Annotated in this window: 17 protein-coding genes; 4 read left to right on the top strand and 13 right to left on the bottom strand. The window is 47.2% G+C overall.

Going from position 1 to position 22,376, the window contains the following annotated elements:
* Window positions 1-40: 40 nt before the first annotated feature.
* The 3 genes from BUB16_RS01250 to BUB16_RS01240 all read right to left on the bottom strand — a co-directional run bounded on the left by BUB16_RS01250 (window position 41) and on the right by BUB16_RS01240 (window position 3,709).
* Complete coding sequence (locus tag BUB16_RS01250; RefSeq protein WP_073058994.1) at window positions 41-655, bottom strand: sigma-70 family RNA polymerase sigma factor; 615 nt, start codon at window positions 653-655, stop codon at window positions 41-43.
* A gap of 62 nt (window positions 656-717) precedes the next feature.
* Window positions 718-1,782, bottom strand: a complete 1,065-nt coding sequence (holA, locus tag BUB16_RS01245; RefSeq protein ID WP_073058993.1) for a DNA polymerase III subunit delta — start codon at window positions 1,780-1,782, stop codon at window positions 718-720.
* Between the two features lie 430 nt (window positions 1,783-2,212).
* Complete coding sequence (locus BUB16_RS01240; RefSeq protein WP_073058992.1) at window positions 2,213-3,709, bottom strand: asparagine--tRNA ligase; 1,497 nt, start codon at window positions 3,707-3,709, stop codon at window positions 2,213-2,215.
* 319 nt (window positions 3,710-4,028) lie between these two features.
* Here BUB16_RS01240 and BUB16_RS01235 point away from each other — a divergent pair, with 319 nt between their 5' ends.
* The 3 genes from BUB16_RS01235 (at window position 4,029) to BUB16_RS01225 (ending at window position 8,140) form a co-directional block, all read left to right on the top strand.
* Window positions 4,029-5,342: a pyridoxal phosphate-dependent aminotransferase gene (locus BUB16_RS01235; protein WP_073058991.1), complete on the top strand. Its 1,314-nt coding sequence runs from the start codon at window positions 4,029-4,031 to the stop codon at window positions 5,340-5,342.
* 312 nt (window positions 5,343-5,654) lie between these two features.
* Window positions 5,655-6,998, top strand: coding sequence for an ammonium transporter (locus tag BUB16_RS01230; protein ID WP_073058990.1), 1,344 nt, complete (start codon window positions 5,655-5,657; stop codon window positions 6,996-6,998).
* 410 nt (window positions 6,999-7,408) lie between these two features.
* A complete protein-coding gene (locus BUB16_RS01225) occupies window positions 7,409-8,140 on the top strand; it encodes a TorF family putative porin (RefSeq protein ID WP_084087938.1) in 732 nt (243 codons plus the stop codon).
* A gap of 109 nt (window positions 8,141-8,249) precedes the next feature.
* Here BUB16_RS01225 and BUB16_RS01220 read toward each other — a convergent pair whose 3' ends face one another.
* The 8 genes from BUB16_RS01220 to rimP form a co-directional block, all read right to left on the bottom strand.
* The gene (locus BUB16_RS01220) at window positions 8,250-9,509 is read right to left on the bottom strand and encodes a M16 family metallopeptidase (RefSeq protein ID WP_073058988.1); all 1,260 of its coding nucleotides are present in this window, start codon (window positions 9,507-9,509) and stop codon (window positions 8,250-8,252) included.
* A gap of 436 nt (window positions 9,510-9,945) precedes the next feature.
* Window positions 9,946-12,063 carry a polyribonucleotide nucleotidyltransferase gene (pnp, locus tag BUB16_RS01215; protein WP_073058987.1) on the bottom strand — a complete coding sequence of 706 codons (2,118 nt, stop codon included), beginning with the start codon at window positions 12,061-12,063 and terminating at the stop codon, window positions 9,946-9,948.
* A gap of 173 nt (window positions 12,064-12,236) precedes the next feature.
* Window positions 12,237-12,506, bottom strand: a complete 270-nt coding sequence (gene rpsO / locus BUB16_RS01210; protein WP_073058986.1) for a 30S ribosomal protein S15 — start codon at window positions 12,504-12,506, stop codon at window positions 12,237-12,239.
* Window positions 12,507-12,603: 97 nt separating this feature from the next.
* Window positions 12,604-13,539: a bifunctional riboflavin kinase/FAD synthetase gene (locus tag BUB16_RS01205; RefSeq protein ID WP_073058985.1), complete on the bottom strand. Its 936-nt coding sequence runs from the start codon at window positions 13,537-13,539 to the stop codon at window positions 12,604-12,606.
* A gap of 521 nt (window positions 13,540-14,060) precedes the next feature.
* The gene (rbfA, locus tag BUB16_RS01200) at window positions 14,061-14,435 is read right to left on the bottom strand and encodes a 30S ribosome-binding factor RbfA (protein ID WP_073058984.1); all 375 of its coding nucleotides are present in this window, start codon (window positions 14,433-14,435) and stop codon (window positions 14,061-14,063) included.
* A gap of 263 nt (window positions 14,436-14,698) precedes the next feature.
* Window positions 14,699-17,668, bottom strand: coding sequence for a translation initiation factor IF-2 (gene infB / locus BUB16_RS01195; protein WP_073058983.1), 2,970 nt, complete (start codon window positions 17,666-17,668; stop codon window positions 14,699-14,701).
* Between the two features lie 130 nt (window positions 17,669-17,798).
* On the bottom strand, window positions 17,799-19,052 hold the full coding sequence (gene nusA, locus BUB16_RS01190; protein WP_073058982.1) for a transcription termination factor NusA: 1,254 nt from the start codon (window positions 19,050-19,052) through the stop codon (window positions 17,799-17,801).
* A gap of 24 nt (window positions 19,053-19,076) precedes the next feature.
* A complete protein-coding gene (rimP, locus tag BUB16_RS01185; RefSeq protein WP_073059146.1) occupies window positions 19,077-19,538 on the bottom strand; it encodes a ribosome maturation factor RimP in 462 nt (153 codons plus the stop codon).
* Between the two features lie 507 nt (window positions 19,539-20,045).
* Between rimP and BUB16_RS01175 the strand changes: the two genes are divergently transcribed.
* Window positions 20,046-20,546: a DUF192 domain-containing protein gene (locus BUB16_RS01175; RefSeq protein WP_244545615.1), complete on the top strand. Its 501-nt coding sequence runs from the start codon at window positions 20,046-20,048 to the stop codon at window positions 20,544-20,546.
* 9 nt (window positions 20,547-20,555) lie between these two features.
* Here the strand turns inward: BUB16_RS01175 and BUB16_RS01170 are convergent, their stop codons facing one another.
* Both BUB16_RS01170 and fbp read right to left on the bottom strand, forming a co-directional pair.
* Window positions 20,556-21,281: an SGNH/GDSL hydrolase family protein gene (locus BUB16_RS01170; protein ID WP_211483044.1), complete on the bottom strand. Its 726-nt coding sequence runs from the start codon at window positions 21,279-21,281 to the stop codon at window positions 20,556-20,558.
* 33 nt (window positions 21,282-21,314) lie between these two features.
* On the bottom strand, window positions 21,315-22,346 hold the full coding sequence (gene fbp, locus BUB16_RS01165; RefSeq protein WP_073058979.1) for a class 1 fructose-bisphosphatase: 1,032 nt from the start codon (window positions 22,344-22,346) through the stop codon (window positions 21,315-21,317).
* Window positions 22,347-22,376: the final 30 nt, after the last annotated feature.

Here is a 22,376-nt window from a genome sequence, read left to right as displayed (position 1 = left end):
ATAAATGTTAAACAAGTCCATCTATTACCCTCATACCCTGCTATGCAGAAATTGTTCCCGGATAAACGTGATTTTCTAATAACTCTTGCAGATGTGCGCGTCCCCGGTTAATGCGTGACTTCACCGTACCCATCGGAAGATCCGCAATCTCAGCTATTTCTTCGTAGGTAAGCTGCTGAATATCCCGCAGTACCACAACCTCGCGGAAATCTTCGCTGAGCTCCATAAGCGCCTTTTCGAGCTCATCCATGCACATTTTCTCATGCAGTGAGTCGTCTGGAAGGATGCCGGTGTCTTCCAGTTTCATAGGACGATCTTCTGAATCATCCGGATCCTTGTGAATGGTTACTGTTGTCATTCTTTTTTTCTTTTTATATAAACTCTTTGCCAGGTTAATGGCGATCGTGTACATCCAGGTAGAAAATTTTGCTATTCGTTCATAAGAATGGCGGCTCCGGAATACTCTGAAAAATGTCTCCTGCACCAAATCCTCGCAATCCTGGTGATTATGGGTGTATCGATAAAGAAAATTATGCAACCGGTCCTGGTACCGATCCACTAACAGGTTAAAAGCTTCTTCATAACCAGATTGAAAATGTTCCATTAAATCTTCATCAGACATCTGTTGAAGTTTTGCTCTGGACATCGCTTCCATATTTTGACCCTAAATTTGTTGCAAATGACAATTCTGATTTTCATCAACAACCGCTATGGGTATTAGTTGATGATCCTTTTAATCATAAGGAGAAGAATCGTCGCAGGGTCCATCGTTGAAAAGCCTTTTGCTGCTCGGTCGGCATCCAACAGTGTTTCAAATATTCTGGACATCTCTGCCAGCTCAAAAGCTGAAGCGTCTTTCCACAGCTTATTGAAATACCAGCTACTGCTAATACCCAAGGTGTTTTGAACTTGTTTTTTCGTATTACCCTGTGCGGACAGACGCTTGATCTGCCAGATATTCGAAAACAGATTATAAAAGAACCCCACGGAACGAATAATTTCTCCCGTGTTGGACTTAGAATGCTGCAACATCTGTTCCGCAATAAACAGGGATTTGTCCAGGTTACGTGAAATAAGGGCATCTTTGAGCTCAAACACCGAATACTCACGATAAAAGCCTATTATTTTTTTTATGTCACTCTCTTGAATGATTTCAGAAGTGTCTACAAAAGTACACACCTTATCTATTTCTGTGGACAGTAACTGCAGGCTGTTGCCCACATATTGGGCCAGCATTTGTGCGGCCGGCGGCTCTATTTGTTTTTCATATTCACTGCGCGCCCATGTTATGATCCAGTCCGGCAACCGGTAGTCGGGCACTTCCTTGAATTCATGAACGCCGGTATGCTTACTTGTTTTAAGTGCTTTTCCGACTTTAGTGTTCCCGGAAGGCTTTTTTGCATCAATGCAGACCAACAGCGTGCTGGGGTTGGGTTGTTTCAGATAGGGAATCAGCTCATTGACATCTCCCCCGTCGCCTCCACTGATTTCAGCATAATCTCCCAGCTGTTTGAAATCCCGGAGGATGACGACGCGGCGGTCGGCCATCATGGGAAAACTACGGATAATCGACAGTAGCTTTTCCACCGTAATATCACGGCCATACAACAGGTCAAAATTAAAATCCTTTTGGTCTTCGGGTACCAGCGTTTCAACTGCCTCCTGCAGTTTATCCAGGAAGAACTCCTCCTCCCCATGGAAAAAATAAACGGGCTTCCGCTCTCCTGACTTCAATTCCTTCAGTATTTCGGAATAACGCTCTATGCTGGTTTTTTTGGCCACGTTTTAGTTGTTAGTTATTTATTATTTGTTATTAGAAGAAGCCTTTGCATAACCGTTGGTTTGTCAAATATCTACATTTCTCGATTTCAAAATACTCATGTATCGTCTGTATACTGCGGATTTAAAATCACTCAGGGCTTGCTGTAGAACAAAGCCCCCGGTTTTTCAAAGCCCTCGGGAAATAGTTGGTTGTTAGTCATCTTTTCATTTTTAATCCATATCATATTCACGAGACTCCGGACTCCCATCTCCATTTCATGGTATCTTAGATACTGCTTGTATTTTGGGGAGACGGGTAATGGGGACAGGGGATTGCAAAGATTCCCCTGTTTTTAATTTTTCATGCTAAATTTCTTTTTGATTTGTTCGTCGTTTACCTGCGACTGCTGAGGGAACAAACAAACAGCAGACAACCAGTAATGATCAAAAACTAAGGTGTAAGGCGTCCCATCATACGGGGGAAAGGAATGGTTTCACGGACGTGATCGAGCCCGCACAACCAGGCAACAGTCCGTTCTAATCCCAGTCCAAAACCGGAATGGGGCACGGTTCCATACTTGCGTAAATCCAGATACCAGCTGAAGACCTCCTCGGACAGATCATGCTCGGCCAGCCGTTTTTTTAAGGTGTCGAGGTCCGCTTCACGCTCACTCCCCCCGATAATTTCTCCATACCCTTCCGGGGCCAGCATATCAACGGCCAGGGCCAGCTTCTCGTCTTCGGGATCACGCTTCATGTAAAAAGCTTTGATGTCGGCCGGGTACCGGTGTACCAGGATGGGGGTGTCGTATTGCATGGTGAGCAATGTTTCGTCACTGCCTCCGAAATCCTCTCCCCACTTGAAGTTCAGGGCCGATGCGCGCCAGTCGGGTATATTTCGAAGATCCTCTTCGATCTGATCTATACGGGCCGCAATATCTTTGATACGCTGGTCAATCTGGGCCTTGCGCCACTTTTTAGCTTGTCCCCGTTCTTTTTTGATCTCCCGGCGCTCTTCCCGAAGGGTTGCCTCCTCCGCCCTGCGATCTTCAACCATCTGATCGAGCATATCAGCCATCTCCTCACTTTTGAGGGTTTCTACCGCCTCGCCATAGGAAATACGGGGAAAGTCCTCCGACACAGTCTTCTTCAGTATTGAAGTATCACGCTGAAGAATGTCCAGCTCATCGGGACGCCGGTCAAGCACCCGCTTTACGACAAATCGGATAAAATCCTCGGCCAGCTCCATATTCATCTCCAGATCATAAAACGCCATTTCCGGTTCTATCATCCAGAACTCGGTCAGGTGCCGGCGGGTCTTGCTTTTCTCTGCGCGGAAGGTGGGCCCAAAGGTATAAATAAGGCCATGCGCCATCGCCAGGGCCTCCCCATAGAGCTGTCCCGACTGGGTCAGGTAGGCCTGCTCATCAAAATATTCGGTCTCAAAAAGATTGGTTGTGCCCTCCGCGGCATTGCCTGTAAATATAGGAGCATCCATCTGTATAAAACCACGCTCCTGAAAAAAGGTGTGGATCGCATAAATAATTTCATTGCGCACGCGCATGGCTGCCCACTGCCGCCGGCTTCGCAGCCAGAGGTGCCGGTTTTCCATCAGGAAATCGACCCCGTGCTCTTTAAGGGTAATGGGATAGTCTTTCGCAATTTGTATGACATCCAGATCAGAAACCTGCAGCTCATAGCCGCCAATACTGCGCTCATCTTCGACAACCGTGCCGGTTATTTCCAGCGAGCTTTCCTGGCGCAGCGTTTCCGCCGCATCCCAGGCTTCTTCGGATACGCTGTCTTTGGCCACCACGCACTGGCAGATACCCGACCCATCCCGGACTTCCAGGAAATAAAGATTCTTGCTGCTTCGAAAATTATAAATCCAACCTTTAAGTGTTACCTGCTGATCCTTATGCTCGGCAAGATTCGCTATATAAACCATTAACACTGCATTTTTGATGATTGTTCACGGCCTCTTACACCCCAGGGACGTTAACTCAGACACTGCCTCTCATACCATGGGCGCATCAGAAAAGTGTACCCAAGGATAGCGGTTATTACAAATACAGTCAAAGAGACTTTTGCAAAAATCATGCAGTACCGGCCGCTCCAATAAATGAGGGGGATACGGGTCCGTTTCGGTGAAGAAATAAAATACCGGGTCAACTGACAAAAAAACATTTTTCGCTTTTAATTACGCATCATACTTAGTAACCTTGCAACTTATTTATGAATTCGGAAAAAAGATCTGTAGATAAAGAATGAAGGACAGAAAATTACGACGAAAATTCTTACACGACGGTTCAGGCCAGCTCACCTATGAAATACGCGAAATCGTGAGCCTTGCCCGGCAGTTTCAAGAGCTGGGCATGCCTGTCATCTGGGAAAACATTGGCGACCCGATAGAAAAAGGCGAAGAAATGGCAGGCTGGATTAAAGACATCATTATTCAATTAGTGGCAGAGGATTACAGCTACAGCTATAGCACCACACAGGGCAATCTCGAGGCCCGCGAGTTCCTTGCAAGTCTGGCTAATAAACGAGGTGGCTGCCAAATTTCTGCGGATGACATTACCTTTTTCAACGGCCTGGGAGATGCTGTCGGTAAAGTTTTCGGATACCTGAAAAAAGAAGCCCGTGTCATCGGTCCCTCTCCGGCCTACTCAACACACTCCTCGGCCGAAGCGGCTCATTCAGGGTATAAACATCTTACGTACAATCTGGACCCCGAAAACAACTGGATGCCTGACATTGAAGACTTGCGAAAAAAAGTCAAATACAACGATTCTATTGCGGGATTACTTTTAATCAATCCCGACAACCCCACCGGCGCCGTATATCCCCGTAAGATTCTGAAAGAGATGGTGAGTATTGCCCGTGAACATAAGCTTTTTATGATTTGTGATGAAATTTACGCCAATATTATTTACAACGGTTCCGACACGGCCGCTTTGAACCAGGTCATTGGCGATGTCCCCGGCATAGCGTTACGGGGGATTTCCAAGGAATATCCCTGGCCCGGTGCCCGTTGCGGCTGGATGGAAGTGTATAACCAGGATCTTTATCCCGCCTTCAAAACCTATATCGATACCCTTATCAATGCAAAAATGCTGGAGGTCAGTTCTACCAATCTGCCTCAGCTTTCCATCCCCCTGGTGATGGGTGATCCCCGCTATAAACAGCATCTGGAATCACGAAAAACCGTTTTTGGGGATCGTGCTGAAGAAGCTTACCAGCTGTTATCCGAGGTCGATGGTATCCGTGTCACTAAGCCACAGGGTGCTTTTTACCTGACTGTACTCTTTGAGGAAGGAATCCTCAATGAACGCCAGGAACTCCCTGTTGAACAAAAATCCATCCGTGATCTGCTGGAAAAAAATATTGAAGAGGTATCTCTCGATAAACGGTTCGTCTATTATCTGCTTGCTGCTACCGGAATTTGTGTTGTGCCTCTCACCGGTTTTGCCAGTGAACGAAATGGTTTTCGAATGACTCTCCTTGAAACAGATGATCCCAAAAGACGGCAGACCTGTCAAACTATTGCCGAAAGTATAACAAGTTATATCACCTCCTGAGAGCCGATGATTATGGGAGGATGCGCGACGGCGCCCTCTCATAACTCAGGTTCTCCCAATGTTCCCCCCTCCCCTCCTGGCGTCCAAACTATAAAGAAGAACTTTTATTAATAAGTTATAAAAAACATAAACTATATATTATTTATATATTTAATAATAAAACATTATTAATTTAGGTAATAATTAATATAAACATAATTATTTAATTTGATTGTTACCTAACCGTAAAATATTTTATCAACGTTCATTAAAGAGTAATTTATTTAGGCTCTTTTTATATTTAACTTAAAATTAATATTCAGGGATACCCAAATGATTAAATATTACATTATCACTTTGGCTTTTCTTTTTACCGGAACGATAAATGGATTCGCAATTGATCCTGCAGCTATTCAGGATGCGGCAACCCAGACAAATCTAAACTACGTATGGACTATTTTTGCCGCTATTCTTGTCTTTTTTATGCAAGCCGGCTTTGCATTGCTTGAGACCGGTTTTACGCGATCCAAGAATGCCGTAAACATCATCATGAAAAATTTCATGGATGTCGGGGCCGGGGGACTTGTTTTCTTCGCTCTCGGCTTCGGACTGATGTTCGGGACTACTGCCGGCGGATGGATCGGGACCGACGGTTTCTTTTTAAGTGGAATCGAAGGTCAGGATACGACCTGGATCTGGGCATTCTTTATTTTTCAGGCAGTCTTTGCCGCCACGGCGGCAACTATTGTATCCGGGGCCGTAGCAGAACGGACCAAGTTTACCGGTTATCTGATCTTTTCTATTGTGATTACTGCTGTCATCTACCCCGTATTCGGATCCTGGGCATGGGGCGGGCTATTTAACGGAAGCGGATGGTTGGAAAATCTCGGCTTTATCGATTTTGCCGGTTCAACGGTTGTACACTCTGTGGGCGGATGGGCGGCTCTCGCGGGTGCTCTGGTTGTTGGTCCCCGTGTAGGAAAGTACGACGAGGAAGGTAAACCAAATCATATACCCGGTCACAGTTTGCCTCTGGCGGCTCTCGGCGTGTTTATTCTCTGGTTCGGATGGTTCGGTTTTAATGCGGGTTCAACCACCACCGGTAACACCGATATCGCATTGATTGCTATCAATACCTTTTTAGCCGCCGGTGCAGGGGCTACACTGGCCATGGTTGTGACATGGCTACAGTTCGGCAAGCCCGACGCCCCTATGACGCTGAATGGGGTGCTTGGCGGCCTTGTGGCTATTACTGCGGGTTGTGCAACCCTGACCCCCGGACTTGCAATTGTAACCGGGGCTCTTGCCGGTATTGTAGTCGTATATGCTACCGAATTTTTAGATAAGTTCGTTGACGACCCGGTTGGAGCCGTTGCCGTTCATGGAGTCTGTGGGGCCTGGGGAACATTCGCTGCCGGCCTCTTTGACACCACCAGCGGTATTTTCGGAACCGGTGGCTTTGATCCTTCTGTGCTGGGAGTCCAGGTTCTGGGTATTGCTGCCGCCTTTATATGGACCTTTGGTGTCAGCTATGTACTGTTCAGCATCATTAAAAATACCGTGGGACTTCGTGTCAATGGTCAGCTCGAAGCAAAAGGACTTGACCTGCACGAACATGACAACCGGGCTTATCCGGAATTTGTCGGCACTGACGAATTCATACCTGGAGAGGTCTAACCCGTAGTCCTAACAAAAAGGGTTATGGTAATCTATTGTGAGGCCAAGGTTTATAACAGCCTATAACATATACTGCGACGGATGCCTGTCGTCAACCACGTTGAAGATAACAACAGCGTGCCGGGCGCAGCGGGACAGGTCTCCGCTGCTATTTTTCCTTCACCTTGCTGAAGTACAACAAATTTCCCCGGTGAGAAATCCGGGCTAATCATTAATTTTTTCTTACAAACTATTCCTTCTTCATTTTAGCAGAGGCGCTTTAAACCACACCTTTATAACCAAAACAATAACAAACATAGCCATATTATCAGACTGGCGGGTTTAAAACAGAAATAAAATCCCGCCGGTCTGAATAATAAAATGGTTAATTAACTGAAAACAGGGATTTATTAAATTTATAAACAAGGATTATGATGAACACTACGACCATGAAATACTTCAAATACATAATAAGTTCAATATTCATTGTACCATTTGCCCTGCAAATCCAGGCAGATTCAGCTCAGGCCCAGGAAGTCAGTATTAGTCCGGGAGTAGATCTCTACAGCACCTACGTATGGCGCGGCGTGGCCTACTCGGGTCCCTCCGTACAACCGTATATTGAGTTAAGTAGTGGTGGCTTTGCTATAGGAGCATGGGGATCACAGGGAATTGACGGTTCCATTGCGGATGAATCGGTCGGTTTCCAGGAAATGGATCTGTACGCAAGCTACAGCTTTGACTTCGGATTAAGCCTCGGAATTACCGACTACTATTATCCCGGCACTCCGTATTTCTCCTATAAAAGTGATCCGGAAAACGGTGATTTTTCAAGTCATGCTATTGAGTTCAACGGCGGTTACACAATTGAAAATCTCTCCCTTGCAGCAAACTATATCGTCAATGAATCCCCCGAAGGCGCGGGTTCGGCCGGCGGTGATATGTACTATCAGCTTGGGTATGCGGCCGGAGCCGCTGAACTGTTTATCGGGGGTGGTGACGGATGGCACTCCACGGATGGAGACTTCAAAATAGTAAATGTAGGGATCGGTGCAAGTAAAGAAATTGAAGTCACTGAAACCTTTAGCCTGCCCTTCAGCGGAGCGGCTATACTCAACCCGGATACGGAACAGTTTTACATTGTAGTAGGCCTGAGCTTATAAGGGACCAGCAAGAAAAAAAACAATTCTTTTCATCCGTATAAACCGACGAATTTTATATAGTCTCCACGCCCGAATTAATATAACGGCAGGGTTTGTTTTATAACACCCTTTAGCCGGCATGTTCGGGCGTCAGGAGTGCTTCAGAAAATATCTTGCTGTCATAAAATCCCCGGGCAAACTCCTGTATCTCTTCCGCCTGTACCTCGTCAATTTTTTGAACCAGTTCATCCATCGTTACAAAACGGTTAAAATAAATCTCGCTTTTCGCCAAACGGGTCATCCGGTTACTCATGCTCTCCAGGGATAACAGCAACTTGCCCTTGAGCTGCGACTTCGCCTCCGCGAGTTCTTTCTCCGGGATGGGATCCTGCTTCAGCTTGTCCAGCTCCTGCTGTATAAGCTCCCGCACATGATCAACATACTCCTCATCGGTGCCCACATAAATGCCATACAAACCGGTATCCTGATACGACTGGTTAAAGGAGGTAATAGTATAGCAATAGCCGTATTTTTCCCGTACGTTTTGATGCAGACGGGAGCTCATCCCTCCTCCCAGTACAGTGTTTGCCAATAACAGCCGATACTTGTCCTCATGATCGTAATCCAGTCCCCGGCGCCCGGTAACCAAATGGGTCTGTTCTATCGGTTTGGTAAGCTTAAGCTGGTCAATCTCATAGTTTGGAAGCGTCTGATCCAGCTCCTTCACTCCTTTTGATGATACGTCGGCAAAAAAACCGGATACCAAATTGACCACTTTTTCATGATCTGTATTTCCCGCCACGGCCACCAGTAAATTGGACGGCTGGTAGCGGTCTTCCATATATTCATACAGATCCTGCCGGTCAAAAGAAGAGACCGTATTTTCATACCCAAGGGTCGACTGTCCCAGCGGGTGCCCCTTGAAAGCATGGGCAACAAACTGCTCAAGAAGATAATCATTAGGACTGTCGCGGTACATTTTCATCTCTTCAATGACCACTTTTTTTTCTTTCCGTATCTCCTCTTCCGGAAATAAGGGGTGCAGTATCATATCGGAAAGCACATCCAGCGCCCGGTCAAGCTGCGTATTGAGGCAGCGCGAGTAGTAGCACGTGTACTCCGAAGAGGTAAACGCATTCAGGTAGCCTCCCACCGATTCCATGCTCATGGCAATGTCGTAAGATGAGCGCGAGTCGGTGCCTTTAAACAACATATGCTCTAAAAAGTGAGTCACTCCCGCCTGCTGCTTGCGCTCGTTCCGGCTACCGGTCTTTACCCATATGCCAACGGCCACACTTTTGACGCCTTCAAAATGCTCGGTAACAATAGTAAGTCCGTTATCCAGTATGGTTTTATTTACCAGGTCCTGCTTCTGAGTTGCTTGTTTCATAATTGATATAACCTAAACTTTGATTTAAAGAAACCTTTATAATACCGCCCGTTACTGAACTCGTGCTGCAGTCAGCCGTGCTTAAACACTCGTCGGAGGCTAACCCGTATTTCTCACAAAGATGTATGGTGTATTGTTATAACCTTATGATACAGATAAATTTCTATCGATTTTTGAGGCCAAAAAATTATAACGACATGTAACATACTGCGAAAGTTGCCCGTCAGTGGCGTTGAAGATAAAAATAGCGTGCCGGGCGTACCGGGACACATCTCCGCTGCTATTTCCCTCGCCTTGCTGAAGTACAAATTCTTTGGCGGGAAATCCGGGTAAAATAAGCCGTTCAACACGTTTTCAATGCTTTTTATAGAAAAACGCCACCCCGAAAACGAGATGGCGTTTCATGTAATACGTTTCGGGAAAAGCAATCGGAATATTACTCTTCCCCTTCTTTCGGAAGTAATGCTTTACGCGAGAGACGAAGCTTGTTACCATGCTCTACCTTGAGCAGCTTCACATCCAGTTCATCGCCTACCGACAGCACATCACTTACATTGTCCACATGACTGTGATTTATTTCAGACACATGCAACAGACCGTCCTTGCCGGGGACAATCTCGACAAAAGCGCCATAATCTTTGATTGCTTTTACCGTACCGTGGTAGGTTGCTCCTTCTTCAAGATGTCCCACAATACCTTCGATGCGTTTTTTTGCTTCTTCTGCTTTTGAAAGGGCATCAGCCGTAATCGTTATTTTGCCTACGCTGCGCTCTTCATCTTCCTCTACCCAAATTTCGGTGTCGGTCTCTTTTTGCAGCGTCTGGATTACTTTTCCTCCGGGACCAATAACCGAACCGATTTCGTCAGCGTCGATCTCCATATTGATAAATTGTGGAGCAAATTCCGAGATATGTTCCCTCGGCTCTGAAATAGACTCGGCCATTTTATCCAGAATGTGCAGGCGTCCCTGTCGGGCCTGCTCCAGGGCTTCTTCAAGCTTCTCGTACGAGATGCCGCTCACCTTCATATCCATCTGGCAGGCCGTTATACCGTCGCGGCTGCCGGCCGTTTTAAAGTCCATATCTCCCATGAAATCCTCTTCCCCGCGGATATCGGAAAGTACGACTGACTCATCGTCGCCGACGATCATCCCCATGGCAATTCCGGCCACGGGTTTTTTCAGCGGTACGCCGGCATCCATAAGAGCCATGGAGCCACCGCACACCGAAGCCATTGAAGAAGAGCCGTTAGATTCTGTAATATCGGAGATAACGCGAATAACGTATCCGAACTCATCAAAAGTAGGCATCAGTTTGCCGATCGAGCGTTCGGCCAGGTGGCCGTGACCGATTTCTCGGCGACCGGGTCCCCGCATAAATCCGGCTTCTCCAACGCTGTAGTTCGGGAAGTTATAGTGCAGGAAAAATGTCTTGTCTTCCTCGGTCAGCAGGGTATCCACGGCCTGGGCATCCTGCTTCGTGCCCAGTGTTACCGATACCAGTGCCTGCGTTTCACCACGGGTAAAGATAGCCGAACCGTGAGTACGCGCCAGGTAATCAACCTGTGTCCATATATCCCGGATATCCCCGGGCGCACGTCCGTCTATACGCCGCTTTTTTTCGAGGATCAATTTCCGGAGTTCATGCTTTTCTATCTTACTTAGGATATCCTTGATCGTACCTTTTTCCTCAGCATATTCATCTGTATCCGTCAGCTCTTCAACCACATCATTTTTAACTTCATCCAGTTGTTCGCTGTATGATTCTTTACCGAGCCCGGTGCCTACTACTTCACGGACCCTCTGCTCAGCCAACTCATGAACTTTTGATTGCAGATCTTCATCGACGGGTACAGGCTCAAACTCCCGCTTGGGCTTACCAAATTCTTCACGCAGTTCCTCCTGGAAAGCGCATAATTTTTTAATCGACTTGTGGGCCTCTTTAATAGCATTAAGCATCTCTTTTTCCGAGATTTCTTCCATCTCGCCTTCCATCATAATAACACTTTCCGCCGTGCCACCGATAATCATATCGATGTCGCTGGCTTCCATTTCACTGAGCGTCGGATTGATGATAAATTCCCCGTCTACACGGCCAACTCGCACTTCAGCAATGGGGCCCGCAAACGGTACATCCGAGATATGGAGAGCAGCTGACGCTCCTACTCCGCCCAGAACATCCCCATTGTGCTCGCCGTCGGAAGACAGCACCGAGCAGATGATTTGGGTATCAAAGCGATAACCGTCCGGGAAAAGAGGGCGCAAGCTTCGGTCGATCAACCGGCTGGAAAGGACTTCTTTGTCATTCGGGCGACCTTCCCGCTTGATAAATCCACCCGGGAACTTGCCGCCTGCGGAAAAACTCTCGCGCAAATCTACCGTTAAAGGGAAAAAAGGTTTGTCCGTGGGTTCTTTTGAACTTACTGCAGTACAAAGGACCATGGTATCGCCCATGCGAACGACCACTGCCCCGTCGGCTTGCTTGGCTATACGTCCGGTTTCGACAGATAGCGATTTTCCGGGTGCAAATTCGACACTTCTAAAATCTTCTTTCATTATAATCTTAATTCAATTTAAATTTTCATGAATGCTGTCATTCCTTTTCAATGTGAGACTTGCTGCATCTATATAAATATAATGGGATGGGCTCTGCTACTGCCACACGAAATGCAAAATGAAGTATATACATATAACAAAGAGGCACGTCTTCTAAAAAACGTGCCTCCTGCTTACTTACGAATTCCTAACTCACTAATAAGCTCACGATATCTTTCAATATCTTTCTTCTTAAGATAGTTTAGCAATTTTCTTCGCTTTCCTACCAGCTTCAACAATCCCCGCCTTGAAGCGTGATCCTGCTTGTGATCTTTAAGATGCTCCGTCAAGTCGTTAATTCGCTCGGTAAAAATAGCTATCTGAGCTTCCGAAGATCCTGTATTTTTACCGGATCCGCCAAACTTTTCGACAATTTCTTCTTTGCGTTCTTTTGTTATCGCCATGTGATAATTGTGTTCTGATTTGCTTTACTTCAAAGTACACGTTTTTATAAACTTAATAGCGGTCAAAGATAAGTTATTCAGTAATCCTATGCAATATTTAATGCATCGAGAGTAATTCCCTGGCCCTTTTTTCATCCTTCTGAAGCTGTTGAATAAGTTCGTTGATTCCTTCGAATTCAACTTCATCCCGAATGCGGTAAAAGAACCGCACCTGAACCTCCTTTCCGTAAATATCCTCGTCAAAGTCGAAGAGATTCACCTCGAGGGCCCTTTTCTTCTCGTGAAAAGTAGGGCGGGTTCCGATATTCATCATCCCTTTAAACCAGTGTCCCATGACCCGGAGTCGGACGGCATACACACCGTCCCTTGGAATAACCTTCTGTGGATGTTCCGGTTTGATATTGGCGGTCGGATAGCCGATTTCCTTGCCTCGTTTTTCACCGTGGATAACCGTGCCATTCAACCGGTAGGGACGCTGCAAAAACCGGGCAGCCTTTTCTACATCTCCCTCCTCGCTTATCGCTTTCCGGATGGCGGTGCTGCTTACCGTCTGCTCCCCTATTTCCCTCTTTGAAACAACATAGGCTTCGAATCCAAGCTCTTTGCCCAGTCTTTCAATCGTTTCAATCGTCCCTTCCCGGTTACGCCCGAACTGATGGTCATATCCAATCACAAATTGACTGACGCCAATCTTTTCATAAATTATTTTCCGCACAAATTCTTCGGAGCTCAGCAGCGAAAAATCCCGGTCAAAGGGAATAACCACCATCTCATCGATGCCCAGCTCATTTAAAATTTCAGAGCGTTCCTGGATGGTAGTCAACAGTTTGATACCGGCGTCTCCCGGATTAATAATATCCCTGGGATGGGGATCGAAGGTCACCAGTACGCTGCGTGCCGATTGTTTCCGGGCTTCCTCAACGACTGTGTCCAGAATGGCACGATGCCCGGCATGCACCCCGTCAAATGTACCTACGGTCAATACCGTCCGTGGGACACGTTCAACCTCCTCCAATAAAATGAGCTCAGCCATTACTATATTACATCTTTAGCTATTTACAGATCCTGCCGTCAAAATTAAGAGAGAGCTTTGCAAAACCGGCCTTTTGCCCAATGTCGGTGTTATCGGTCGGTTGAAATGCTCACATATGGGCAATATGCTGCGAGGGCAACCTCCCTTTGGTCTTGACCTTGATCAAAATTCCTGATTTTTTAAAACCCTCTAACCTGGATTATTCACAAAGAAATTTGGTTTTGGGCAAGGCGGAATGAAAATGGAGGCGGAGAGGTACTCTCGTACCTTGAGCAAGCCATTTTCAGTCCAACGCAGCACAGGAGCAAATTTCGCAGCCCTTATTTCAATAGTTCTTAAAAAGACCTTATTAGATTCTAAGGCTTTAGAAAATAACAGGATAAGGAATCATTCCATATTATTTTTATGAATAATCCAGGGTAAGAAACTATGGAAAACTTAAAACGGATCAAAAAACAATTGACGATCCACTCATTATATGATCTGTTCGCCTTCGCCTTACCCATTACCCCCCTTGGAATCTATTCTTCGGCGTCCCCGTGACGTTCTTCCCGTTCCCTGCGGATTTTCTGAAAAAGGCCTTCCATTTTTTCAACATATTCGGCGGTCTGATCATTGATGAAGTGCAACTCCGGGATCCGCCGCACCTGATGACGAATTTTTTCGGCCAGCGTTTTCCGGATATTAACTTTTTGCTCCTGCAGGTGTTCAAAAATAGCATCTTCATCCTTCCCGGGTGCATAGACGCTGAGATGTACTTTTGCAATCAGGAGATCAGGCGTAACCTCCACTTTCGTAACCGTTATAAACGATCCACTGGCCTGATAGCTCTTCTGAATAATCTTGCCGAGATCCCGCTGGATAACGGCACCCAATCGCTCGGTCCGAATGCTCATAACACCAAAATTATTAACGGTTTAACCGGTTTTCTCACCAAGAAATTTTTTCGTCAGCAAGGCGAAGATACAATGATCGCGGAAATGTACCTGGGTACATTGAGCACACCATTTTATCTTTAATGCAGCTGACGGATAAATTTCGCAGAAAAAACACCTAGTTTTTTTTAAAAGATTAAATATTGATGCAACTTATTGCTTTGCAAAAGGCTGTAATGTATACAGTAATATGCTTGTGAGAAATCCGGTTTTAGATGGAGTGATTAACTATTATCCTGCACATCCTCGAGACTACGACGCTCTTCGACGATTTCGTAGTTTTCAATGACATCACCGACTTTTATGTCATTATAATTGACGATGCTTATACCACACTCATAGCCGGTCTGTACCTCCTTGACATCATCCTTGAAACGTTTGAGGGCATCTATTTCACCATCATATATCACCACACCCTCACGCACCACGCGCACCGGGTTATTACGGTTGATCTTGCCATCAGTTACGTAACAACCGGCGATGGTCCCCACGTTAGAAACCTTGAATATCTCCCGCACTTCAGCATTACCATACAGTTTTTCGCTTATTTCGGGAGAAAGCATGCCTTCCATGGCATCCTTAACCTCGTCCACGGCATCATAAATCACGCTGAAGAGTCGTATGTCAATCTCCTCCTCTTCTGCTACCGCCCGTGCATTGGTGGTCGGACGAACCTGAAATCCAATAATAATGGCATCGGAGGCGGAGGCCAGCAGTACGTCGGATTCTGTAATGGCTCCGGCGGCCGTGTGGATAATATTTACAGAAACCTCCTCATTGCTCAGCTTCTGCAGTGAGCCCGACAACGCTTCAATGGAACCATCCACATCAGCCTTGATGATAATATTAAGATCCGATACCTCACCGAGCGCAAGGCGCCGGGAAAGGTCATCAAGCGTCAAGTGCTTGGATTTGCGCAACTCCTGCTCGCGGCGAATCTGTTGCCGCTGATTGGCTATATCCTTGGCCTTCTTTTCATCTTCCAGCACCACAAGTTTGTCTCCCGCCTGTGGGATGTCATCAAAACCGGTCAGCTGAACCGGTACCGAAGGCCCGGCCGATTCCACGCGATTACCGTGCTCATTCTCCATCGCCCGGACACGTCCGAAGCAGGGTCCCGCAACAAAAGCATCACCGACTTCGAGGGTACCATTTTGTACCAGGATATTCGCTACGATGCCTTTTCCCTTATCCACCCGGGCTTCCAGAACAACGCCATCCGCGGTACGATCGGGATTGGCTTTGAGTTCCATCAGTTCGGCCTCTATCAGCACCTTGTCTAACAGTTCGGGAATACCGTCGCCCGTCATGGCCGATACTTCAGCAGCCTGGTTGGTGCCGCCGTACTCCTCTACAATAACATCATACTCGGCCAGCTGTTGTTTAATCTTATCGGGATCGGCCCCCGGCTTATCCATCTTGTTAATCGCCACAATAATCGGCACACCACCTGCTTTGGCATGATTGATAGCCTCTATGGTCTGGGGCATCACGGCATCATCCGCTGCCACAACCAGAATAACTATGTCCGTAGCCTTGGCCCCGCGTGAACGCATGGCCGTAAAAGCTTCGTGACCGGGTGTATCCAGGAAGGTAATAGGCCGGTCATCGTCTGTTTGAACCTCGTAGGCCCCCACGTGCTGGGTAATTCCACCGGCCTCGCCTTCTGCTACGTGCGACTTACGTATATAGTCGAGCAGAGACGTTTTACCATGGTCGACGTGACCCATTACGGTAATAATAGGCGCCCGCGGCTCCAGATCTTCCGGGTCGTCTTCTTCCAGCTGAATCTCTTCGATCGCCTCTTCGGCATCTACAAATTCCACTTCATAACCGAACTCTTCTGCCACCAGTTCGATCGTACTGGCGTCCAGGCGCTGGTTGATAGAGACCATCATGCCCAGATTCATACAGGTTGTAATCACCTCGTTGGCTTTCACGCCCATCAGATCAGCTAAATCACTGACCGTAATGAATTCGGTCACCTCAAGTATCTGTTCTTCCAGCTCTTCTAATTCGGCCTGTAACTGCTCCTCCTCTTCTCGTTCCTCCTTGCGCTGTCGACGTCGTTTCTGGCGCCGGCTTCCCACCGTTTCGGACGACTGCATCTTACGCAGCGTCTCTTTCATTTTTTGCTCGACGTCCTCCTCATCTACGCGCTTACCCCGGCGGCGGGATTTTTTCTTTTTCTTCTTGTCCTGTTTTTTAGATTTTTTCTTGGTAGAGCTGGAATCATCACCAAGGCGATCTTTTTTCCGTTTCCGTTTTTTACGCCGTTTGGGCTTGCTTTCGTCTATTTTTACTTTCCCTACAACCTTCGTGCCCTTCAGCCGACCGGCACGGCCACGGATAACTCCTTCTTCTTCGGACTCCTCTTCCTCTTCATCATACTCGTCTTCTACCCCTTCCTCATCCTCCCCCGCGGATGCCGTTACCTCTTCCGGTACTTCTTCATCTGCTTCATATGCCTCATCTTCCGCTTCCTCTGTATCTTCCGGCTGTTCTTCAGCCTCAACGGGTTCGGGCTCCTCGCTTTCCTCTTCGGCCGGCGGCTCCTCCTCTTCGGGTTCTGTCTCGCCGGAAATTTCTTTTTCTTCGTCCCCCGCGGATGCCGTTACCTCTTCCGGTACTTCTTCATCTGCTTCATATGCCTCATCTTCCGCTTCCTCTGCATCTTCCGGCTGTTCTTCAGCCTCAACGGGTTCGGGCCCTTCGCTTTCCTCTTCGGCCGGCGGCTCCTCTTCGGGTTCTGCCTCACCGGAAATTTCTTTTTCTTCCTCCCCCGCGGATGCCGCTGCTTCTTCCGGTGCGTCTTCACTTTCCCCCTCTTCTTCCTCAATCGGAGTCAGCCCTGCAATCTCTTCCGGCTCATCATCCTCTTCCGGCTCCAGCGGCAATTCATCTTCCAACGGTTCAAGAGTATCCTCAATAGAAATACTTTCATTTCGGCTGGAGCGAATCTGGTCGCGTCTGCTGGCATACTCCTCTTTGGCTTTCGCATGTTGCTGGCTGTTGGCTTTATCTGTACCATATACCTCTTCCAGCACCTCGTACATTTCGGGTGTGATCTTGGTATTAGGCTTATTGGCCACTTCAAAGCCTTCATCCGAAAGCGAACCTACAATCGAAGTCGTAGAAACGTTGAATTCGGAAGCAACTTTAAATAACCGTTTTGGTCTATCCTTAGGCGACATATAAATGTATTTCTGTAAAGTATGTTTCTGATGTTAACTCTAAAACAGCCGTTTAATCTTACCCTATTAAGTATAAGGGAAAACTCGCTGAAGGGAAATCTAAGTTTCCCCCTTATTTTAGAGTTCTCTATTATTCCTCATCTTCAAACTCATAAGCAATAATATCGATGATACGTTCTGCCTGGTCTTCGGTAATAGCTCCGTCTGTCCGGCGGACAATTTCTTCTTCATCCAGCTCCAGGACCTGGCGAGCCGTGTCGCAACCGATGTCGTGGAGCAGCTGAATGACCTCGGGACCGAAATCAATTTCGAACTCCTGCAGGTCAATATCATCCTCTTCTTCCACTTCGCGATAGACATCAATTTCGCAATTTGTCAGTTTAGAGGCCAGGCGAATGTTCACCCCTCCCTTTCCGATGGCCTTGGACACCTCATCTGCCGGCACCAGTACTTTTGCCAGGCTTCCATCCTCGCTGAGATCGACGCTCAGCACCTGGGCCGGTTGCAGGGCCCGCTTAATAAATTCATGTTTGTCATCTGTATAGTTAATAACATCAATGTTTTCGTTCTGCAGCTCGCGTACGATAGCGTGAATGCGAATTCCCTTCATTCCCACGCAAGCCCCTACCGGGTCGACCCGCTCATCATGCGACATCACAGCCACTTTGGAACGATCACCGGGTTCTCGTGCAATGCGAACCAATTCAATAATGCCATCAAAAACTTCCGGGATTTCATTTTCAAACAAACGCTCCAAAAACAGCGGCGAAGTCCGGGAAATAATAACAGATGGGTTGCTGTTATAGCGTTTAACCTCCTTGACCACTGCACGAATAGTATCGCCTTTGCGATACCTGTCTTTATATATCTGTTCTTTCTTGGGCAGTACCAACTCTACACCATTGTGGTTAATCAGCATTTCACGGCTTCTGATCTGGTATACGTCCCCAAGCACTATTTCGCCCACCCGGTCGGAGTATTCTTCAAAAATATTATCCTTCTCGATCTCACGGATGCGCTGTGCCAGCTGCTGGCGCGCCATCATCACGGCCCGTCGACCAAAATCCTGAATGGAAAGCTCCTGGGCAAATTCATCGTACAACTCCAGATCCGGATCATGTTTCCGGGCCTCTTCTATCGGAATTTCCTGTACTTCATCCGTCAGTTCTTCTTCGGGCACCACCTCCCGGATATGCAGGATCTGAATCTCTCCGCGATCCGCATTTAAAATAACCTCAAAGGCATCGTCGGAGCCATACTTTTTACGGATCATCGTTCGAAAAACATCCTCGAGTATGGACAACAACAGATCTTTATCTATGTCTTTATCCTTGGCAATTTCAGCAAAGGATTGAATAATTTGTTTTGATACATCGTTTGACATCAGTAAGCTCCTGTCTGCTTAAAATTATTTGAAAGAAGGTATAATTTTGGTTTCTACCACATCATCAAAAGGCAATCTCACCGTCGTCTGTTCATTGATCTCAACGACGATGCCTTTTTCGGAAACATTCTGCAAGATTCCTTCGACCTTGAGGTCTTTTCCGTCCTGCTTATATTTTACCTTAACTTTGCGTCCCTTGTTTTTAGGATATTGCCGTCGATCAACTAACGGCCGATCTAAACCCGGGGACGATACATTCATGCGATAACGGCCCGAAAACAGCTCATAAGCATCCATTAAAAAGCTAAGCTCATTGCTTATTTCAGCACATTCATCCATATTGATGTCGCGGTCTTCTCCATCCACGGAGACCCATATTTCAGGGATATCTCCACCCTTTATTTCGACATCAACAAGAAAAAAATCGGTCGTAACAAGCACCGATTCTGCCAGCTCTGATATTTTATTTATAAGTTTATTCGACACTGTTTCCGTGATTACAGGTACAAAAAAAAGTGAGTACCTTTCGGCGCTCACTCGAAGCAATCAAAGATACCGTTAATCCGCTAAAAAAACAACCCTGCACTTCTTATGCCCTTCCCGTTCTGCCTGCTCCACTCTTTCTCAGAGGCCCAGGGCCGATCGGCAGCCTGCGTCTGTCACAGACGGCCCGACAAGTGGGCATGGCGGGCGCCCCCGGGCGGGAGGGCCGGATAATAATTTGTCAGGACTCTTTCCCGGATACGAGCGCTCATGCTCCAGCACCCAAACTATTCCTTTTTAAAAAAATATTTTATATTAGTTTATTCGGTTTTTATAAAATTTCAATATCAGAGCGCTTTGAAAAAACAGGAGTTTTGATCAACATCAAAGCCTGAGCGAATTCAATAATACCGCAACATATAAGACCTATGTGAGGATGTTGAATTCACAAACATGCAGAGATTGGCCGAAAGAACAGTTTTGCAAAGCGCTTTACCAATAAATTAACTGATGAAAAAAGCGTTACCACTGCACATGCTTATCACTGCTGCTATGCTGTTAATGGCAGCGGCCTGTTCCCAATCCTCGGAAAAACCACATTCAAAAGCCGCGGCCGATACCCCTCGAAGCCGATCGCTCGACTATGTACAACCCATATCCTTTTTGTCGGCCCCGGGAGATACGGTTTCAACTATCGAGGCTGCTATTGCGGATGATGATGAAGAGCGTAGCCAGGGATTAATGGATGTTGAGGAACTGCCTGCCGACAAAGGAATGCTGTTCATTTTCGAGGAAAATAAACCCCGCAGTTTTTGGATGGCCAACACCCCCCTCCCGCTGGATATTATCTTCGTCAATGCCGATAAAACGATTATTCGCATCCACCACAGCACACAGCCCTTTTCAGAAAAAAACCTGACCTCGGAACAGCCCGCCCGGTATGTTATCGAAACCAATGCCGGGTATTGCGTATCCCACGATATCCAGGAAGGGATGAAGGTGGATTTTTAAACAGCCTGATCACATGCGTTTAACGGTTTGCAGCCATGCTTCGGCCATCAGCTGGGAGCCTGCCAGCGTCGGGTGCACGCCATCGGCCGTCCAGTAGGTGGGGGCTACTGCTTTGGACGCCTCGTCAAAGACTGACTGGTAAGGAATAAAACCGGCATCGAACTCCCGGGCTATTTCCCTTGCCGCTTTTTGATACGCTCTGAAGTCAGGCATCCACTGCTCCCTGTTCACGGAAGATCCTTCCAGCACGACAAAGGGCTCCCCGATCACCAGGGTGACCTCCGGTAGCTGTTCTTTGGTCCGCCTGAGCAACTTTCTGAAATCCTGCTTATACACTTCAACGGTGCCGTCATAATCATTCAGCGTATGCCAGTAATCATTAACGCCTATCAGTATACTCAGCAGGTCGGGTGCCAGGGAAAGAGCGTCCTCCTGCCATCGTCCAGACAGTTGAAATACTTTATTCCCGCTGATGCCCCGGTTATAACAGCTTATGTTTCGGGCGGCAAGCGATTTTCTGAGTTCGGCCGTCGCCAGAAAAGCGTATCCCCCACCCAACCCCGTATTGGGTCCCTCGTCATTCCTATTCCGTCCCGCGTCGGTGATGGAGTCCCCCTGAAAGAGAATGATTCCATCCCGGGGTATAGCGGAGAATTCCTCATCGTTTTTTTCTGTAGTTGAAGGCAGCCAGTACGCTCCGGCAGCGCCCAGGGTGGCGGTTGTTATACTACGCAAAAAACTCCGTCGGCTATAATTCATAAGAAGAGGTTAAGCTGTGATTGATTCAGAAGCATAGTTATCCAAAAATTCTTTAACTTTCAATACATTTTTAGCCGATCCTATATAGATGGGGGTCTGCTGGTGAATAGACACGGGTTCAATTTCCAGGATTCGTCCCCCACCGTCGATCGCCATGCCCCCCGCCTGCTCTATGACGAAGCTGAGAGGATTACATTCGTACATCAGACGCAGCTTACCGCTCGGGTAGAAGCTGCTGTCGGGATATATAAAAATACCGCCGGTAATCAGTGTGCGGTGGACGTCAGCCACCATCGATCCGATATAACGTGCCTTATAGGGCCGCTCGGTTTCGGGATCATCAATCTGGCAGTATTTTACATACTGTTTGAGTCCCTGGTTCCATGAATGATAGCTGCCCTCGTTTACACTGTAGATCGTCCCGTGCTCCGGTATTTTCAAATCATCATCCGACAGGATAAACTCACCGATACTCGGATCCAGCGTAAAGACTGAAACCCCCAGTCCGGTGGTATACGCCAGCATCGTACTGGATCCGTAAAGCACATAACCAGCCGCCACCTGCTTGATCCCGGGCTGAAGTGCTTCTGTTTCGGAAAGCTTGTCAGAGCCGGGATGCTCCCGCATATAGATGGAAAAGATACTACCGACCGATACATTGACATCGATATTGGAGGAACCGTCCAGCGGATCCAGGTAGACAATATATTTGCCCCCGTCATTATCCAACTCCACAATGCCGTCATTTTCCTCGGAAATCACCATACAGGTAATTTCTGAGCGATTGAGTGCGGAGATAAGCTGTTCATCGGCAAAAAGGTCCAGCTTTTTTACCGACTCCCCGTGCACATTCGTGCTGCCGTCCTCTCCAAGGATGTTTGTGATACCTGCCTTGTTTACTTCTCTTGAAATAATCTTCGCAGCCAAACCGATATCCCTGAGTAGTTGTGATAATTCTCCGGTCGCCCCGGGAAATTTGTTTTGAGCCTGGATAATATATTCTTCCAGAGTAATAACGCCTTTCTTATTTTGATCTGCCATAAAATCCCGCTTTTCAACTAATCATATTCT

It is taken from the genome of Fodinibius roseus, from assembly GCF_900129315.1.
Classification (GTDB): domain Bacteria; phylum Bacteroidota; class Rhodothermia; order Balneolales; family Balneolaceae; genus Fodinibius; species Fodinibius roseus.
This window is presented reverse-complemented; position numbering and strand designations above follow the sequence as displayed.

Excerpts from the sequence above, each read along its gene's own strand:
- BUB16_RS01250 (WP_073058994.1), bottom strand. The coding sequence starts at position 655 with ATGGAAGCGATGTCCAGAGCAAAACTTCAACAGATGTCTGATGAAGAT.
- BUB16_RS01240 (WP_073058992.1), bottom strand. The coding sequence starts at position 3,709 with ATGGTTTATATAGCGAATCTTGCCGAGCATAAGGATCAGCAGGTAACA.
- BUB16_RS01235 (WP_073058991.1), top strand. The coding sequence starts at position 4,029 with ATGAAGGACAGAAAATTACGACGAAAATTCTTACACGACGGTTCAGGC.
- BUB16_RS01230 (WP_073058990.1), top strand. The coding sequence starts at position 5,655 with ATGATTAAATATTACATTATCACTTTGGCTTTTCTTTTTACCGGAACG.
- BUB16_RS01225 (WP_084087938.1), top strand. The coding sequence starts at position 7,409 with ATGATGAACACTACGACCATGAAATACTTCAAATACATAATAAGTTCA.
- BUB16_RS01220 (WP_073058988.1), bottom strand. The coding sequence starts at position 9,509 with ATGAAACAAGCAACTCAGAAGCAGGACCTGGTAAATAAAACCATACTG.
- pnp (WP_073058987.1), bottom strand. The coding sequence starts at position 12,063 with ATGAAAGAAGATTTTAGAAGTGTCGAATTTGCACCCGGAAAATCGCTA.
- rpsO (WP_073058986.1), bottom strand. The coding sequence starts at position 12,506 with ATGGCGATAACAAAAGAACGCAAAGAAGAAATTGTCGAAAAGTTTGGC.
- BUB16_RS01205 (WP_073058985.1), bottom strand. The coding sequence starts at position 13,539 with ATGGCTGAGCTCATTTTATTGGAGGAGGTTGAACGTGTCCCACGGACG.
- rbfA (WP_073058984.1), bottom strand. The coding sequence starts at position 14,435 with ATGAGCATTCGGACCGAGCGATTGGGTGCCGTTATCCAGCGGGATCTC.
- infB (WP_073058983.1), bottom strand. The coding sequence starts at position 17,668 with ATGTCGCCTAAGGATAGACCAAAACGGTTATTTAAAGTTGCTTCCGAA.
- nusA (WP_073058982.1), bottom strand. The coding sequence starts at position 19,052 with ATGTCAAACGATGTATCAAAACAAATTATTCAATCCTTTGCTGAAATT.
- BUB16_RS01175 (WP_244545615.1), top strand. The coding sequence starts at position 20,046 with ATGAAAAAAGCGTTACCACTGCACATGCTTATCACTGCTGCTATGCTG.
- fbp (WP_073058979.1), bottom strand. The coding sequence starts at position 22,346 with ATGGCAGATCAAAATAAGAAAGGCGTTATTACTCTGGAAGAATATATT.